We start from the raw sequence: 13507 nt of genomic DNA, 5'->3' as shown, positions 1-13507 counted from the left end.
GCATCGGTAAAGCCCTGTGAGGATGTGGCAAATCTCGTAATGGAGCTGACAGAGGGACGCGGCGTTGATGCTATTGTCGATCCGGTCAGTAGCGATAGTGTCTGCTGGCTATTTACGGATTGGCTCATCGGCAGTTTTGCGATCACGGTGATCATAACGCTGGCAGTACCGATCGAATCGGCATTGCCTCGACAAACGGGTTGGGTGTGATTGACTCGCGCACCTTCCCCCATTCTGGTAAAATGAAATTGCTGTACCCGATTGGAAAATCTTCTCCCTTTATCGGTCATACTGAATCTTGACGGGTCTAGAAGCCTTATAAGAGCCGACGGATGGCTGTAAAACACATCTGGAAACAGCACGAAAGAAAGAGGCAAGCAAAACGATGACTTTAGACGGATTGATGCAAGAGCTGAACGATTTAAACAGCAACGAAGTGGAAACGATTCACAAACTGGTGCAAGCACTGAAGCGAACGCGGGAAAGTCCGTTGGCGTACATTGAGGAATTGATGAACTTTCAATCCTTGGGCTTTGACGAAGAGGCGAAAGCATACGTACACCGCATGCTGGTTACCGATGAGTTGAAAAACCGCTACAAAATTTTGCACGGCGGCATAACGGCTACTTTTATTGATACGGCCATGGGCTCCACGGTATTTCAGGAAGTGGGGGTTGATCGGCGGGCAGTTACGTTGGATCTGAATGTCAGCTTTCTGGCTCCCGCTTTGGATGGGTGGTTGACGGCCCATACGGAAGTGGTGAAAAAAGGACGCACCATCCTCGTGCTGGAAACCAAAGTGTGGGATGAACGGGGCAAGCTGATCGCCCGGGCAAACAGCCATTTTTTTCGTCAAAGTGACAAACCGGGAACGTGAGAACGGTTGGGGGGTTGGGATGAAGAAACCATATAAAGTGGTGGCCAAAGCGATTATCTTTGACCAGGGACGGGTGCTGGTCCTGCGCAAATCCATGGCAGAACGGAGCGCGAAAGATACCCACGGCTGGGATTTTCCCGGCGGCGGGCTGGAGCCTTCGGAACCGCTGATGGAAGCCCTCTACCGGGAAGTAAAAGAGGAGACGGGCCTTCATGTTAAAGTGGTAGCACCCGCCTATATCTATGACGAAATCCAGGAAGAAAAACATCTGGTGATCATCAAGTTCGCCTGTCATCAACCGACGGGGGAACTTCGTCTCAGCGCAGAGCATGAACAATACTTCTGGACACCGGTGGAAGATCTTCATCAGTCGCCGTATCCTGAGTGGATGAAGGAGGAAATCCGACGGGCCTACCGGGTATTTGAAGTATGCCGGGGGACCAAGTAAAAACCAGCCTGACTGCACGTGGCAGCGGGCTGGTTTTTTGTTCAGGACATCTTGGACCAATCGATGTTGTCCTGCAGGACGGCAGCGAATTGCTCCAGATAGGTTTGATCCTCTTCGTCAAAGCGTTCCGGTTCCGGACTGTCGATATCCAGTACGCCGACGACATTTCCTTCGTGAAAGAGCGGAATCACGATTTCGGAACGAGTGGCAGCATCGCAGGCAATATGACCGGGAAACTTTAGCACATCCGGTACCCGCTGTGTTTGTTTTTCCGCAAACGCGGTACCGCAAACGCCTTTCCCGGCCGGAATGCGGATGCAGGCCGGCTTTCCCATAAAGGGACCGAGAACCAACTCTCCTTCCCGGTACAGATAAAATCCGGCCCAGTTGAGTCGATCCAAGGCATGATACAAAAGGGAAGCCGCATTGGCCAGATTGGCGACCCAGTCCGTTTCGTCAGCAAAAAGCCCCTGGGCCTGTTTCAGCAGATGCTCATAGACTTCCTGCTTACTTCCTTCCACTCGTTGAAAGGTAAACATGGCGATCCCTCCGCAGCAAAAAATGGTTCATTGAACCATGTGTTTGTTTGTAGATATACCCCTTCATTTTAATAAGAAACACGTTTGCTGGCAATGATGCCTTCCTTTCGGCTGCATGTTACAATATGGGTAAAGGGGCGGAAAATTCCGGTCGATCGGAATGGTTCGCCCCCATTTTAGCCTGAGTACATACGGGAAAAGGGGCAGAGGATAATGCGTGATCCACGAATGACCAAGTTGGCCCGCCTGTTGGTCCAGCATTCCATCCGTGTACAGCCGGGGGAAAACGTACTGATCGATGTGTTCGGGGAAGACAGCAAGGACCTGGCCCGGGCGATCATTCCCGAAGTGTTTCGTGCAGGAGGATATCCCTTTGTTCAATTGAACGACCATGCCCTGTTGCGGCTGCAGTTGTTGGGGACCGATGCGGAGCACATGGAACGGATGGCCCGCTATGATCTGGAAAAGATGAAGGGAATGGACGGTTACATCGCCATTCGCGGCCCGGAGAATGTGAACGATTTGGCGGATGTGCCGGCGGAGAAGATGAGACTTTACATGGACAAGTTTAACAGTGTGGTTCACGGTCAACGGGTAAACCACACCAAATGGGTAGTGATGCGCTATCCCAACAACGCCATGGCTCAGCTGGCCAACATGAGTACGGAAGCATTTGAGGATTTTTACTTTGATGTATGTACGGTGGATTATGAGCGGATGGATCAAGCGATGGAGCCGTTGGTGAAACGGATGGAACAGACGGATCAGGTACGCATTGTCGGTCCAGGAACGGACCTGACCTTCTCCATCAAGGGCATGCCGGCCATTCCGTGTGCCGGATTCAACAACATTCCCGACGGCGAAGTGTTTACGGCTCCGGTCCGGGATTCTGTGAATGGCGAACTGACATACAACACGGCAAGCGTTTACCAGGGGACTACTTTTGAAAATATCCGTTTCCGTTTTGAAAATGGCAAGATCGTGGAGGCAACCGCTAACAATACCGAACGGATCAACGAAATCCTGGATACCGATGAAGGGGCCCGCTACATCGGGGAGTTCAGCCTGGGGATCAACCCGGATATCCATCACCCGATGAAAGACACGCTCTTTGATGAGAAAATCAACGGCAGCTTCCACTTCACGCCGGGAAGAGCTTACCAGGAGTGTGACAATGGCAACACCTCCTCTATCCATTGGGATATCGTCTGCATCCAGCGGCCGGACTACGGCGGCGGGGAGATCTACTTCGACGGTGAACTGATCCGCAAAGACGGCCGGTTTGTCGTTCCGGACCTGGAACCGCTCAATCCGGAACACCTGCGGGGATAACAATAAAGCACAGGCTCACAGGCTGAGGGCCTGTGCTTTCAATGGATATGACAAAAACCACTTTGAGTGAAAAAAGCCCCGATGGACGGATCGGGGCCTTTACTGCTTTAAAACTTCCGAATGATGAAGTTCTTTTTGAGTAGGGGCCAGTTGCTTGGGAAATCTTCCCCAAGGACCCAATAGCTGATACCTCGAAGACCGTATTCTTTGACCAAGTTGAATTTGGCTTGAGCGCTCTGCTCGTTTTCAAACCAGACTTCGTGTTTCTTACCATTGGTGTCCGTGTAATAAAAATATGGGGCTTGGTCCCGGTTGTTGTATTGAATCTTCAGCGACCTCTGTTGGGCTAAGTCTTCGGCCTCTTTGGGAGAGATCCGCTTGGCCGGGGGACCTCCTTTTCGGTACGGTAAGGTCCAGTCATAGCCGTACAGGGGAGCACCCATCACGATTTTTTTCCTCGGTATCTTGGTAACCGCATAATCCAATACGTTACGAACCTGGGGAATCGGAGCAACAGCCATGGGAGGCCCTCCCGTCCAACCCCATTCATAGGTCATCAGAATGACAAAGTCCGCAATTTTACCATGAAAGGCGTAATCGTGAGCGCCATGCCAGGGACCTGCTTGTGTGTCACTGTTTTTGGGCGCCAGGGCAGTGGAAACAAGATACCCTTCTTTTTTCACTCGTGGCAATATCGTCTCTAAAAAGCCGTTATAGAGTGTTCGGTCGGCTTCCCGGATATGTTCAAAATCCACATTAAGAGCCCGATATCCCTTTTGCTTCATGACTCGGATCACATTGTTAATCAGGCGTTTGGATGCGGAACGATCGGTGAAGATACGATGGGCGATATCCGGGGAGAAATTCCCTTCGGCGAAATTGGTGATCACCAACATCGGGACCGCGTTGTTCCGGCGCGTGGCCGCAAGAGCAGCATCATCCTTTAAAGGAATCAGATCTCCGTTGGATTTGGCCCGGTAGCTGAAAAAACTGACATAAGTCAAGTTTTTAGCGGACTCATTCACATCGGAAACCGCTTGTCTAGGGTCCGTCGGTTCCAGAAACCCAATGGTCTCAATCCTTTTTCTGTCTCTTTTCACACGATAAGTGTTTTCGCCCCTTTTGGTTCGTACCTCTCTTCCTTTGCTTTTCATGGGTACCGCCTCGGGCTTGGCCGACTGGTTGGTCTCCTGCCGGGGGCTTTTGTCCTGCGCGCCCGGCTTTTGATTCCAGGCGCACCCTGACAAAAGAAAGATGGTAGCCAAGAAAATGATATGGATTCGTCTCATGTTTATCACCCTGTCGTTCTAAGTCGTTAAATATAACATTCTACAGATTTCTGCTTTTATTCATCCGGCAACGGAACCAACCGCAAACTATTCTTTGTAAAAACAACAATAATCATCTAAGCGTCACCCGACCCGGATTATTGGAGACGGGGTCGGACTTTGGTGATCACCTGCTCAAGTTCGTTTTGACAGGCGCGATACATTTTTTTGGCCTCCGGGTTGTTCGTATCCAATGCGAATCCTTTTACATCAGCCAGAGCTTTTTCCAAGGTGGCAAGCAACAACTGACGGGTTTTCGGTTTTGGAACCTGAATGGTATCGTCGAATAAGTCGAGATATAATTCCCCCATGTCATCCACTTGCCCGAGAAAGACATTTTCGACCGATACTCCCGCTTTCTTCAACTCGGTATGCAACCACCGACGATTTAGCCCCAAGTTGTGAAGCGAATGATCTAAGATCTTTCCGTCCATAATGACGGTTTGTGGTACGGTTTCATGCGGAATACGTATCCCTAGATCCTTGGGGGTTAATGGTTGATTTTCTTTCCTGGGAAATACATTGATTTCGCCGTTCGGTTCCATAATGGCAAATTCCACGTCGGCGACTTTAAACATGTTTTTCTGCCGTAACCGCGTTAACAACTCATCACTCGTGATACGGATTTTCTTTAAATTGTCCTCTAATATCTTTCCGTTTTGAATCAGAACCGTTCCTCGGTGATCCATAAAATCCCGAGCCTTTTTGCTTTTCAATTGCAGATACTCCATCCCGATCGTTACCCCACCCCAAGTGACGAGCGATACTACACCTAAATACCAACTCGTATTGATCTCCACACAAATATAGGCCGCGATGCTTCCAAGTGTGATCCCGGTTATGTATTCAAATAAGGACAGCTGGGAAATTTGTCGTTTTCCGAGAAGTTTGGTCATAAAAAAGAGCACCGCAATAGCTAATAACGAACGTAAAAAAACGATGATCCAATCCGGCACTTGTTGAACTCCTTTCCGCCTAACCGTTCGGTTAGAATCCTTTGTACTGAGGTTCTTCGAATTCCAACTGTTGCATTCGTTCTTCGAGCTGGTCGATCACCTGTTCCACCTGCTCTGTGGCTTCGTGAAATATTTGTTTATCTTTCTCTTGCTCAATGATCTGGGCGTACATCGCCAGCGTGGCATGTGCGCCTTTTAAGCTGGCAACGGTTTGTTTTACCTTTGAACCTACCGTCATAACAGCCCCCCCCCCCCTAATCATAGGTTCCTCTTTTAGATTTTGATACGGGAACCGTTTTTTTATGCAGTCGATCAGAAGTAGCCAAGGGCTAACTGGCTGAACCCAGGGAAACCAAAGGCTTGGCTTGTAAAATAGATCGCAAACGTTCCACGTCTTCTTCCGAATACACTCGGTATTGTGATTCGGTTCTCTCGGGTGGGTCGACCCGACTTGTTCATAATGACGGCCAGCGCGTTTTTTATTAGATCAAGTTGTCGCAACCCTCCTTGGATTCATCTTTCTTATTGTAGGTATATGAAACCACCGGCAGGACTTTATCGGAGAAAATAATGGCAAAAGATTCAGGAATCTGGTTGGGGTGAAGCAGGATAACAGTCAACTCCTCCAGAATATAAAAGAGAGCCATGAAAGGATGAGAAACACATTCGTCCGATACGGCGATGGATTCGTGATAGGAAAGCCCTTTTATCTGGTCGAAACGGAATCATATGACAAATGAAAACAATATCTTCCATGATGTCGAATGTACGATTACATTCTGGTATTTGGTGGTATAGAAATATCACAGCTTTATAGAGTCCAAATGGAGGTGGAACATATGAAAGCCACGGGAATCGTAAGAAAAGTGGACGAGTTGGGTCGAATCGTGCTGCCGGTAGAGTTGAGAAGAACCATGGACATCGATGTACGGGATCCGTTGGAGATTTATGTGGATGGATCCAATGTCATTTTGAAGAAGTACTCCCCCTCCTGTATTTTCTGCGGCAAGGTGGAAGAAGTTCGTGCATACCGCAATAAAAACGTGTGCGTCCAATGTTTAACCGAACTGGCATCTGCCGTGGAAGAAGCGTGACAACTTCTGACAAACTCCATCTTTGAGAAAGAAGAGACACCCCTCTCACGGAGCAACAGCTTTGAGAAGCGATTTTGTCTGTATTCAAAAGATATTCCATGAAGCCGAAGCCGCGAGGGCTTCTTTTTCTTTTTGATGACAGAACATTTAGGCTTATAATGGGGAGGGTAGCTCAAACGGAAAAGATAAGGAAGGAAGTTGGAAATGAATGCTATTGTTGAACAGTTGGTGGAACTGGTGAAGATTCCGAGTCCTACTGGGCGAACGGAACAAGCCGTGGCATATTTGGAAAACCAAGTATCCGACTTGGGTTGGAAAGTCCGCAAAAGCGCCAAGGGTGGGTTGTGGGTCACCATCCCTGGAGAGGATGCTCAACATCACCGTCTCCTGACCGCGCATGTGGATACACTGGGAGCGATGGTCAAAGAAGTCAAACCGGAAGGACGTCTCCGGCTGACAAACATCGGCGGCTATGCTTGGCACTCGGTGGATGGAGCCTATTGCATGGTGGAGAACAACGAAGGAAAATGGATCACCGGCACCATTCTGGCGACTCATACTTCCGTCCACGTGTACGACGATGCTCGCAAACAAGAGCGGAAAGAGGAAAACATGGAAGTGCGGCTGGATGCCCCGGTCAAATCCGCAGAGGATATTCGGGAGCTGGGGATTGGCGTCGGGGATTTTGTGGCGTTTGACCCCGGCATTCAAGTGACGGAGACAGGATTTATCAAAGGGCGCCATATGGATGACAAAGCGAGTGCCGCCGTGTTGCTGCAACTGATTCGGCAAATCAAGGAAGAAGGTTTGACCCTGCCGCACACCACACACTTCTATTTCAGCAACTGTGAAGAAGTAGGCGTGGGAGCCAATGCGGAAATCCCGGCTGCCGTACGTGAGTACCTGGCTGTGGATATGGGAGCGATCGGCGAGGGACAGACCACCGATGAATTTTGCGTCTCCATCTGTGCCAAAGATTCCACCGGGCCCTATCATTTCGGATTGCGCAAAAAGCTGGAGCGTTTGGCCGTTAAGCACGACATTTATCATCAGGTGGACATCTATCCCCATTATGGTTCCGATGCAGGTGCCGCCTTGCGCGCCGGGCATGATGTGATGCACGGCTTGGTGGGCCCAGGTGTGGATGCGTCTCATGCCTATGAACGCACCCACCGGGATGCGCTGGAAAATACATACCACTTGTTGTATCACTACATCCAAACGCCTTCGCTGTGAAAGAAGGAAAGGTGGGGAATCGTATGACATGGGAGGAAGAATGGCAGGAGATTTTGACCAACGGCACCGACGAGGAGAAGGAGATTCTTCGGTTGGCGACGGCGGCGATCCGGCAGAAACGGGAACGTCAGAGTGCTTATCCTTCCGGGTTTTTGGGACTGAAGGGAGAGTTTGTAGAGAAGGGGGTATACCAGTTTCGCATTCCGATCACACCTTACATGTTGAATCGGGGCGGGGTGGTTCACGGCGGAATTCTTGCCACCCTGGCGGACTCCACGATGGGCTCCCTCATTAACAAGAGCTTGCCGGAGAACGCGTTTGCAGTAACGGTGGAGATGAAAGTGAACTATGTTCGCCCCGGTACGGGGACAGAGCTGATCTCCCGGGCTTCCTTGATCCGGCTAGGTCACACGTTGGCGGTTGCGGAGTGCCGCATCGCCAACGAGAAAGGGTCGGAGATAGCGGTTGCCATCGGCACATTTTCCATTCAAAGCCGCCGCGGTTAAAGCTCGTAAAAATGTAAAAAGCCCCCGGGAGTTTTTTTCCTACCCGGGGGCCTTTCCTGTTCCCCTTTACACCACTTCCAGACGGGTGATGGCACCGATCGGATTCTCCTTGTTACTGCCGTCGCCGAAATAGAAGAGTGCCGGACCGTTGGGGCGGATCGGCTTTCCGTCCCGGGCAAATTGAAGTACGGCTTTGCGGGCCATCTTCAGGGGAACAACCGTTTTACTCCCATCTTGCTGATGGATCACCACTTTGGCTGCGTCGGGTTTCGGTTGGGCATGCTCCAAGAAAGGAGCCAACTCCATACCCAAACCGTTTACTCCGAACCGTTCCTGCATATCGAAACGACGGTCGTCAAAAATCCAAATGGTGGGGTCCAGATTGATCTGAAACGCCACATTTCCCGTAATTAGGATGACATCATTCATCGCTGCAACGCTCCTGTGAATAAAAAGTTCGTCCCTCATACGCATCTTTTTTTTTTCATTCCCATTATACATGATCGAAGGCGGTAGAAAAATAAAGGGGACGGATGACAAAGGAGGAAACGGATATGCAGGAGTTGTTGGAGCGGTTGCTGGAAAAAAACCGTCCCTTGACCCAAAAAGGAAAGTTGGCGAAGTACATACCTGAATTGGCCCGACAGGATCCTTCCACATTGGCGGTTTCCGTAGTGACTGTCGACGGAGAAACGGTCACAGCGGGGGAATGTCCCCAGAAGTTCACGATACAAAGTATTTCCAAGGTGATCACCTTGATTCTCGCTTTGATGGATCATGATGAAGAGGACGTGTTTGACAAGGTAGGGATGGAACCGGCTGGTGACCCATATAATTCCATCTATAAATTGGAAATGATGACCCCGGCCAAACCCCTTAATCCGATGATCAACGCCGGTGCCCTGGTGGTCAGCTCCATGATCGTCGGCGGCTCCGTCAGCGAACGGTTGGAGCGCATCCTGGATTTGGTGCGCCGCATGGCGGACAATCCGGAGATCGGGATCGACTCGTCCACTTTTCGGTCAGAGCTGACTACGGCTTACCGCAACCGATCCCTCGCGTACTTCTTAAAAGAGTACGATGTGATCGGCGATGTAGAAGAAACATTAGAGCTGTATGTGAAACATTGCGCCATTGCCTTGAACTGCTTGGACCTCGCCCGGGTCGGCTTGTGTTTGGCCCAATACGGGAAAAATATCCGGGGCGAGCAGGTAATCCCCAGGGACTTGGCCCGATTAGTCAAAACCTTTATGGTCACCTGCGGTATGTACAATGCTTCCGGCGAGTTTGCCATTCGGGTCGGCATCCCTGCCAAAAGCGGTGTTTCCGGAGGGATTCTGGCATCCGTTCCGGAAACGATGGGCATTGGGGTCTACGGTCCGGCATTGGACGACAAAGGAAACAGCATCGCCGGGATCCGTCTGTTGGAGGATCTGGCCAAAGAAAAAAACTTGAGTATCTTTTGACCGAACCCATTCCTTGCGGCTGCTCTTTGCAAATGGACGCTGCTCGTGTTACACTTACTGTAAAACCTGATTGGATTACGGAAGGTCTTTGGCGAACAGTTTGGCGACAAACTGTGCGGAAATGGGGGGGTTTCATTGTCTACGCCGACTCAGACCGATTTAAACCAGCGGGCGGAGCAGCTCCTGCGCGAAGACGCACAAAAAATCCAACAGTTGATCAAAGTTCAGCTGGAAAACCTGACCGCGCCCAAATGTCCGTTGTATGAGGAAGTACTGGACACCCAAATGTTCGGCCTTTCCAGGGAGATCGACTTTGCGGTGCGTGCCGGCCTGATCACCCGTGCCCAGGGCCGGGAGATCATCAGTGATCTGGAACAAGAGTTGGCTCACCTTTACTCCATCGTACTTCCCTCCCCGACTGAGCAGCAGGAATCTGAATAATGGTTCATACACCAGACTCCGCAAGGGGTCTTTTTTATTTTTTCCATAGAAAAAACAGCCGCTTAGTGCGGCTGCTTGGCGATCCATTCATCCCATCACACCATAAAGAAGGCTGTTCCCAAAATGATATAGACCAGCAGGAGTAAAACCCCTTCGAACCAGTTGGTGGAACCGTCCTGGGAGATGGACTTGGCGATAAAGGCGGCCACGGCGATAGCGGCCAACTCGTAGCCGGTGAAGACGAAGTCCATCGGCTGGCCGAAGAGCCAGCTGACGAAAACCAGCACCGGGGCGACGAAGAGGGCCACCTGAAGGCTGCTGCCGATCGCGATTTCCACCGCGGCGCCGATGCGGTTTTTCATGGCCAGGAAAATGGCGGCGCTGTGTTCAGCGGCGTTTCCGATGATGGCGATGAGGAAGCCGCCGACGAACAGCTCCGACCAGCCGAGGGTATGGGCGACGGCTTCCACGCTGCCGACCAGCCATTCGCTTTGCAAGGCTACGAATGCAGTGGAGACGATCAATAATAACAGCGAGATGCCTTTAGACCAGTCCGGGCTTTCCTCTTCGGCTGCGGCAACCACTCCGGAAGCGGGAGTTTCGCCGGATTCCCGTTGAATTTCTTTTTTTTCATCGGCGGGCAGTCCGTCGATCCCTTCACCCAGTTCTTCCTTGTGCGTGATCATGGAAAAGAGCAGCCAAAGGAAATAACCGAGAATCAAAAGAGAGGAGATGACCAGACTCAGGGTATGTACTTCCGACTTTTCCAGCCCTTTCATAAAGGCGGCCGGAATAAAGAGAGCGATCACAGACAGCAGCATCAGGGAAGCGTTATGGCGTGCTAGCATGGAGTTAAAGCGCTGGATTTTGTATTTGAGTCCGCCGAAAAAAACACTCAGCCCCAGCACCAAGAGAAGGTTCCCGATGATGGATCCGGTGATGCTGGCTTTTACCATCTCAAACAAGCCTTCCTGGACCAGGAAAATGGCGATGATAAGCTCGGCGGCATTGCCGAACGTAGCGTTGAGAAATCCGCCCAGCCGCTCTCCCGCATAGTGGGCCACGTTTTCGGTGGCTTTACCCAGCAAGGCGGCCCAGAAGAGGAGGGAGAGACAGGCAGTGGCAAATTTGAGAGGTTCGCTGTGGGTGAAAAAGTGGGCACCCACACTAATCAGCGTAGAAAGGATCAATAGAGAAAAAAACCATTTTGAGTTCAAGACAAGATTCACTCCCTTTATATAAGATGACATCATTTTAGCATACTGTCTTAGGTCCAATGTACAATATGTAGCTGAACACCAGAAAGCATGCCCCATTCGTGCCGAGAAATACAGATACCTTGATACTTGGGCTTCCTTCCGGTGCATGCTATAATAAGGGAACAAACGACTAGAATAGTTCTCACAAAAGAGGAAATCATTAACGCTTCTCGGGGTTCTAAAAAATTGCTAATAATCCGGCAGTAAGGGGTTGGAGCATGAATTTGGGGTTACAGGGAAAAGTGGCATTGGTGACCGCATCCAGCCGCGGGCTGGGCAAAGCGATCGCTATGGAATTGGCTCGTGAAGGCTCCCGGGTGGCCATCTGCAGCCGAAGCCGGGATCGAGTGGAAGAAACGGCGGCTGCGATTCGGCGACGAACGAATGCCGAAATCCTTGCCTTGACAGGAGATGTATCCCAGGGAGACGACATCTCCCGTATCGTCGAACAAACGATTACGCAGTGGGGCAGGATCGACATACTGGTGTGCAACGCCGGAGGTCCTCCCAGCGGTCCCTTTGAATCCTTTGATGACGTTGCATGGATGCGTGCTTTTGAAACCAATCTTCTAAGTGTAGTCCGGTTGGTAAGGGCGGCGCTACCTCACATGGACAGGGGCGGAAGGATATTGACCATCGCTTCTTCTTCCGTTAAGCAGCCGATTCCCGGATTGATCTTGTCCAATACGATGCGGGCGGGAGTAAACGGGTTGATGAAAACCCTGGCAGAGGAACTGGCCCCCCGCGGCATTTTGGTCAACACCATCTGTCCGGGACGGATCGCGACCGGTCGTTTGCAAGAGCTGGATCAGGCGGCGGCAGAGCGGGAAGGAATCTCCCCGGACGCCGTGCAAGACCGGGTGGTTCGGCAAATCCCGTTGGGTCGGTATGGTGAACCGGAAGAATTCGCGCGGGTGGCGGCCTTTTTGGCATCCGACGCCAACAGCTATGTGACGGGTGCCACTCTACTGGTGGACGGAGGTATGGTGAAGGCGCTTTAATCGAGAAGGAAAGAGAGACAACCTTTATGGGAGGGTGTTCAAATGGCAGAACAACCAATCGCAGGCGGCGGTGCCATTCGGATTGCAGATGACGTGGTGGCGGTGATCGCCGGTCTGGCGGCTACGAAGACGGATGGGGTGGCCAGCATGTCCGGCGGGATTACCGAAGGTTGGGCAAAGCGGGTAAGCGGCAAAAATGTAACCCGCGGCGTGACGGTGGAAGTCGGTCAGGTGGAAACGGCCATCGACCTTCGGGTGATAGTGGAGTACGGGGTGAAAATCCAGGAAGTGTCCCGCCTTCTCCAAGCCAATGTGAAAGAAGCGGTAGAAACGATGACCGGGTTGAGTGTGGTCGAGGTTAACGTCAAGGTGGAAGGCGTTGAAATTAAAGAGGAGCCGGCAGCGGAAACAGGGCTGAAGTGAAGGACGAGGGAAAACCAACACGATAAATAGCCCCATGGCAACCGTCCATCTTCGCTGTCGGAAGGGGAGCTGCGAGTCGAGGTGTGCGTTTCATCTGTCGTAAAGAACGCCCGTACCAATAGGTACGGGCGGCTTTTTCAAGCGATCGTTTCTTTTACTTTGCCGAGCACCTCGTCTACCGTCTTTTTGAATTCCTCCGGGATTTCGGTATCCGGATCAAGGCCGTGGGGGAAGATATGGCGGAGAAAAACCGGGTGATCCATTTCTACCACCGCTTTCGGGTTTTCCAGCTTTCCTTGAATCACATGGGCTTGAATACGCAGATAGTAATCGCTTTCTTTTCCTTCAAATTTCATATCAAAACTGGCCTTGTCGTAATCCCAGGCCCAGCGGACAAAACCGAGACGCTTCATTTCTTTTTCCAAGGAACCGAACTCTTTTTGAATCCCTTTTATTCCCGCGTCTTCCAATACCATGGATCGTTCCTCCTTTACTCTCTGAAACCGGGACGATTCTTTTTCATCATAGTATGTTCTTGAAATTCGCGCAATATGGGTAGGAGGCGGAGAACGCTTTTTCAGTATGGCGACAGGAGTGATGA

At 51.1% G+C, this 13507-nt stretch carries 19 protein-coding genes; 11 read left to right on the top strand and 8 right to left on the bottom strand.

The window, feature by feature from the left end; translation table 11 throughout:
- Nucleotides 1-24: 24 nt before the first annotated feature.
- From IEW70_RS10740 to IEW70_RS10730, 3 genes are all read left to right on the top strand, one after another.
- The gene (locus IEW70_RS10740; RefSeq protein WP_188647937.1) at nucleotides 25-210 is read left to right on the top strand and encodes a hypothetical protein; all 186 of its coding nucleotides are present in this window, start codon (nucleotides 25-27) and stop codon (nucleotides 208-210) included.
- Between the two features lie 175 nt (nucleotides 211-385).
- Nucleotides 386-877, top strand: a complete 492-nt coding sequence (locus IEW70_RS10735) for a PaaI family thioesterase (RefSeq protein ID WP_188647936.1) — start codon at nucleotides 386-388, stop codon at nucleotides 875-877.
- 19 nt (nucleotides 878-896) lie between these two features.
- Nucleotides 897-1325 (top strand): NUDIX hydrolase, encoded by a 429-nt coding sequence (locus IEW70_RS10730; RefSeq protein ID WP_188647935.1) that lies wholly within the window; start codon nucleotides 897-899, stop codon nucleotides 1323-1325.
- Between the two features lie 41 nt (nucleotides 1326-1366).
- On the opposite strand, the gene msrC is transcribed toward IEW70_RS10730, so the two are convergent.
- Nucleotides 1367-1864 (bottom strand): free L-methionine (R)-S-oxide reductase MsrC, encoded by a 498-nt coding sequence (gene msrC / locus IEW70_RS10725; protein ID WP_188647934.1) that lies wholly within the window; start codon nucleotides 1862-1864, stop codon nucleotides 1367-1369.
- A 213-nt stretch (nucleotides 1865-2077) separates the two neighbouring features.
- On the opposite strand from msrC, the gene IEW70_RS10720 reads away from it, so the two are divergent.
- The gene (locus IEW70_RS10720) at nucleotides 2078-3196 is read left to right on the top strand and encodes an aminopeptidase (protein ID WP_188647933.1); all 1119 of its coding nucleotides are present in this window, start codon (nucleotides 2078-2080) and stop codon (nucleotides 3194-3196) included.
- 107 nt (nucleotides 3197-3303) lie between these two features.
- Here IEW70_RS10720 and IEW70_RS10715 read toward each other — a convergent pair whose 3' ends face one another.
- From IEW70_RS10715 to IEW70_RS18530, 4 genes are all read right to left on the bottom strand, one after another.
- Entirely contained in the window at nucleotides 3304-4485 is a 1182-nt protein-coding gene (locus tag IEW70_RS10715; RefSeq protein ID WP_188647932.1) for a glycosyl hydrolase family 18 protein, read from the bottom strand.
- A gap of 137 nt (nucleotides 4486-4622) precedes the next feature.
- Entirely contained in the window at nucleotides 4623-5480 is an 858-nt protein-coding gene (locus IEW70_RS10710) for a DUF421 domain-containing protein (RefSeq protein WP_188647931.1), read from the bottom strand.
- Between the two features lie 31 nt (nucleotides 5481-5511).
- Nucleotides 5512-5718, bottom strand: a complete 207-nt coding sequence (locus IEW70_RS10705; protein WP_188647930.1) for a DUF1657 domain-containing protein — start codon at nucleotides 5716-5718, stop codon at nucleotides 5512-5514.
- A gap of 91 nt (nucleotides 5719-5809) precedes the next feature.
- Nucleotides 5810-5890, bottom strand: coding sequence for a hypothetical protein (locus IEW70_RS18530; RefSeq protein WP_373285960.1), 81 nt, complete (start codon nucleotides 5888-5890; stop codon nucleotides 5810-5812).
- 429 nt (nucleotides 5891-6319) lie between these two features.
- On the opposite strand from IEW70_RS18530, the gene IEW70_RS10695 reads away from it, so the two are divergent.
- The 3 genes from IEW70_RS10695 (at nucleotide 6320) to IEW70_RS10685 (ending at nucleotide 8316) form a co-directional block, all read left to right on the top strand.
- On the top strand, nucleotides 6320-6574 hold the full coding sequence (locus tag IEW70_RS10695) for an AbrB/MazE/SpoVT family DNA-binding domain-containing protein (protein ID WP_188647929.1): 255 nt from the start codon (nucleotides 6320-6322) through the stop codon (nucleotides 6572-6574).
- Nucleotides 6575-6778: 204 nt separating this feature from the next.
- Entirely contained in the window at nucleotides 6779-7810 is a 1032-nt protein-coding gene (locus IEW70_RS10690; RefSeq protein WP_188647928.1) for a M42 family metallopeptidase, read from the top strand.
- Nucleotides 7811-7833: 23 nt separating this feature from the next.
- Entirely contained in the window at nucleotides 7834-8316 is a 483-nt protein-coding gene (locus IEW70_RS10685; RefSeq protein WP_188647927.1) for a PaaI family thioesterase, read from the top strand.
- Between the two features lie 66 nt (nucleotides 8317-8382).
- Here IEW70_RS10685 and IEW70_RS10680 read toward each other — a convergent pair whose 3' ends face one another.
- The gene (locus IEW70_RS10680; protein ID WP_188647926.1) at nucleotides 8383-8745 is read right to left on the bottom strand and encodes a molybdopterin-binding protein; all 363 of its coding nucleotides are present in this window, start codon (nucleotides 8743-8745) and stop codon (nucleotides 8383-8385) included.
- A 125-nt stretch (nucleotides 8746-8870) separates the two neighbouring features.
- Between IEW70_RS10680 and glsA the strand changes: the two genes are divergently transcribed.
- Nucleotides 8871-9782, top strand: coding sequence for a glutaminase A (gene glsA / locus IEW70_RS10675; RefSeq protein WP_229751935.1), 912 nt, complete (start codon nucleotides 8871-8873; stop codon nucleotides 9780-9782).
- 135 nt (nucleotides 9783-9917) lie between these two features.
- Nucleotides 9918-10223 carry an Fpa/YlaN family protein gene (locus IEW70_RS10670; RefSeq protein ID WP_188647924.1) on the top strand — a complete coding sequence of 102 codons (306 nt, stop codon included), beginning with the start codon at nucleotides 9918-9920 and terminating at the stop codon, nucleotides 10221-10223.
- A 95-nt stretch (nucleotides 10224-10318) separates the two neighbouring features.
- Here the strand turns inward: IEW70_RS10670 and cax are convergent, their stop codons facing one another.
- A complete protein-coding gene (cax, locus tag IEW70_RS10665; RefSeq protein WP_229751934.1) occupies nucleotides 10319-11440 on the bottom strand; it encodes a calcium/proton exchanger in 1122 nt (373 codons plus the stop codon).
- Between the two features lie 260 nt (nucleotides 11441-11700).
- Here cax and IEW70_RS10660 point away from each other — a divergent pair, with 260 nt between their 5' ends.
- Both IEW70_RS10660 and IEW70_RS10655 read left to right on the top strand, forming a co-directional pair.
- Entirely contained in the window at nucleotides 11701-12483 is a 783-nt protein-coding gene (locus tag IEW70_RS10660; RefSeq protein ID WP_188647922.1) for an SDR family oxidoreductase, read from the top strand.
- Nucleotides 12484-12525: 42 nt separating this feature from the next.
- Nucleotides 12526-12906 carry an Asp23/Gls24 family envelope stress response protein gene (locus IEW70_RS10655; protein ID WP_188647921.1) on the top strand — a complete coding sequence of 127 codons (381 nt, stop codon included), beginning with the start codon at nucleotides 12526-12528 and terminating at the stop codon, nucleotides 12904-12906.
- A 137-nt stretch (nucleotides 12907-13043) separates the two neighbouring features.
- On the opposite strand, the gene IEW70_RS10650 is transcribed toward IEW70_RS10655, so the two are convergent.
- Nucleotides 13044-13382, bottom strand: coding sequence for a YugN family protein (locus tag IEW70_RS10650; protein ID WP_188647920.1), 339 nt, complete (start codon nucleotides 13380-13382; stop codon nucleotides 13044-13046).
- Between the last annotated feature and the right edge of the window lie 125 nt (nucleotides 13383-13507).

Origin of the sequence: Marinithermofilum abyssi (assembly GCF_014641195.1) — a bacterium.
Classification (GTDB): domain Bacteria; phylum Bacillota; class Bacilli; order Thermoactinomycetales; family DSM-45169; genus Marinithermofilum; species Marinithermofilum abyssi.
The sequence above is the reverse complement of the archived record's forward strand: the minus strand, read 5'-3'. Positions and strand labels throughout refer to the sequence as shown.

Coding starts and splice junctions, on each gene's coding strand:
- IEW70_RS10735 (WP_188647936.1), top strand. CDS start 386: ATGACTTTAGACGGATTGATGCAAGAGCTGAACGATTTAAACAGCAAC.
- IEW70_RS10730 (WP_188647935.1), top strand. CDS start 897: ATGAAGAAACCATATAAAGTGGTGGCCAAAGCGATTATCTTTGACCAG.
- msrC (WP_188647934.1), bottom strand. CDS start 1,864: ATGTTTACCTTTCAACGAGTGGAAGGAAGTAAGCAGGAAGTCTATGAG.
- IEW70_RS10720 (WP_188647933.1), top strand. CDS start 2,078: ATGCGTGATCCACGAATGACCAAGTTGGCCCGCCTGTTGGTCCAGCAT.
- IEW70_RS10715 (WP_188647932.1), bottom strand. CDS start 4,485: ATGAGACGAATCCATATCATTTTCTTGGCTACCATCTTTCTTTTGTCA.
- IEW70_RS10705 (WP_188647930.1), bottom strand. CDS start 5,718: ATGACGGTAGGTTCAAAGGTAAAACAAACCGTTGCCAGCTTAAAAGGC.
- IEW70_RS10695 (WP_188647929.1), top strand. CDS start 6,320: ATGAAAGCCACGGGAATCGTAAGAAAAGTGGACGAGTTGGGTCGAATC.
- IEW70_RS10690 (WP_188647928.1), top strand. CDS start 6,779: ATGAATGCTATTGTTGAACAGTTGGTGGAACTGGTGAAGATTCCGAGT.
- IEW70_RS10685 (WP_188647927.1), top strand. CDS start 7,834: ATGACATGGGAGGAAGAATGGCAGGAGATTTTGACCAACGGCACCGAC.
- IEW70_RS10680 (WP_188647926.1), bottom strand. CDS start 8,745: ATGAATGATGTCATCCTAATTACGGGAAATGTGGCGTTTCAGATCAAT.
- glsA (WP_229751935.1), top strand. CDS start 8,871: ATGCAGGAGTTGTTGGAGCGGTTGCTGGAAAAAAACCGTCCCTTGACC.
- IEW70_RS10660 (WP_188647922.1), top strand. CDS start 11,701: ATGAATTTGGGGTTACAGGGAAAAGTGGCATTGGTGACCGCATCCAGC.
- IEW70_RS10655 (WP_188647921.1), top strand. CDS start 12,526: ATGGCAGAACAACCAATCGCAGGCGGCGGTGCCATTCGGATTGCAGAT.
- IEW70_RS10650 (WP_188647920.1), bottom strand. CDS start 13,382: ATGGTATTGGAAGACGCGGGAATAAAAGGGATTCAAAAAGAGTTCGGT.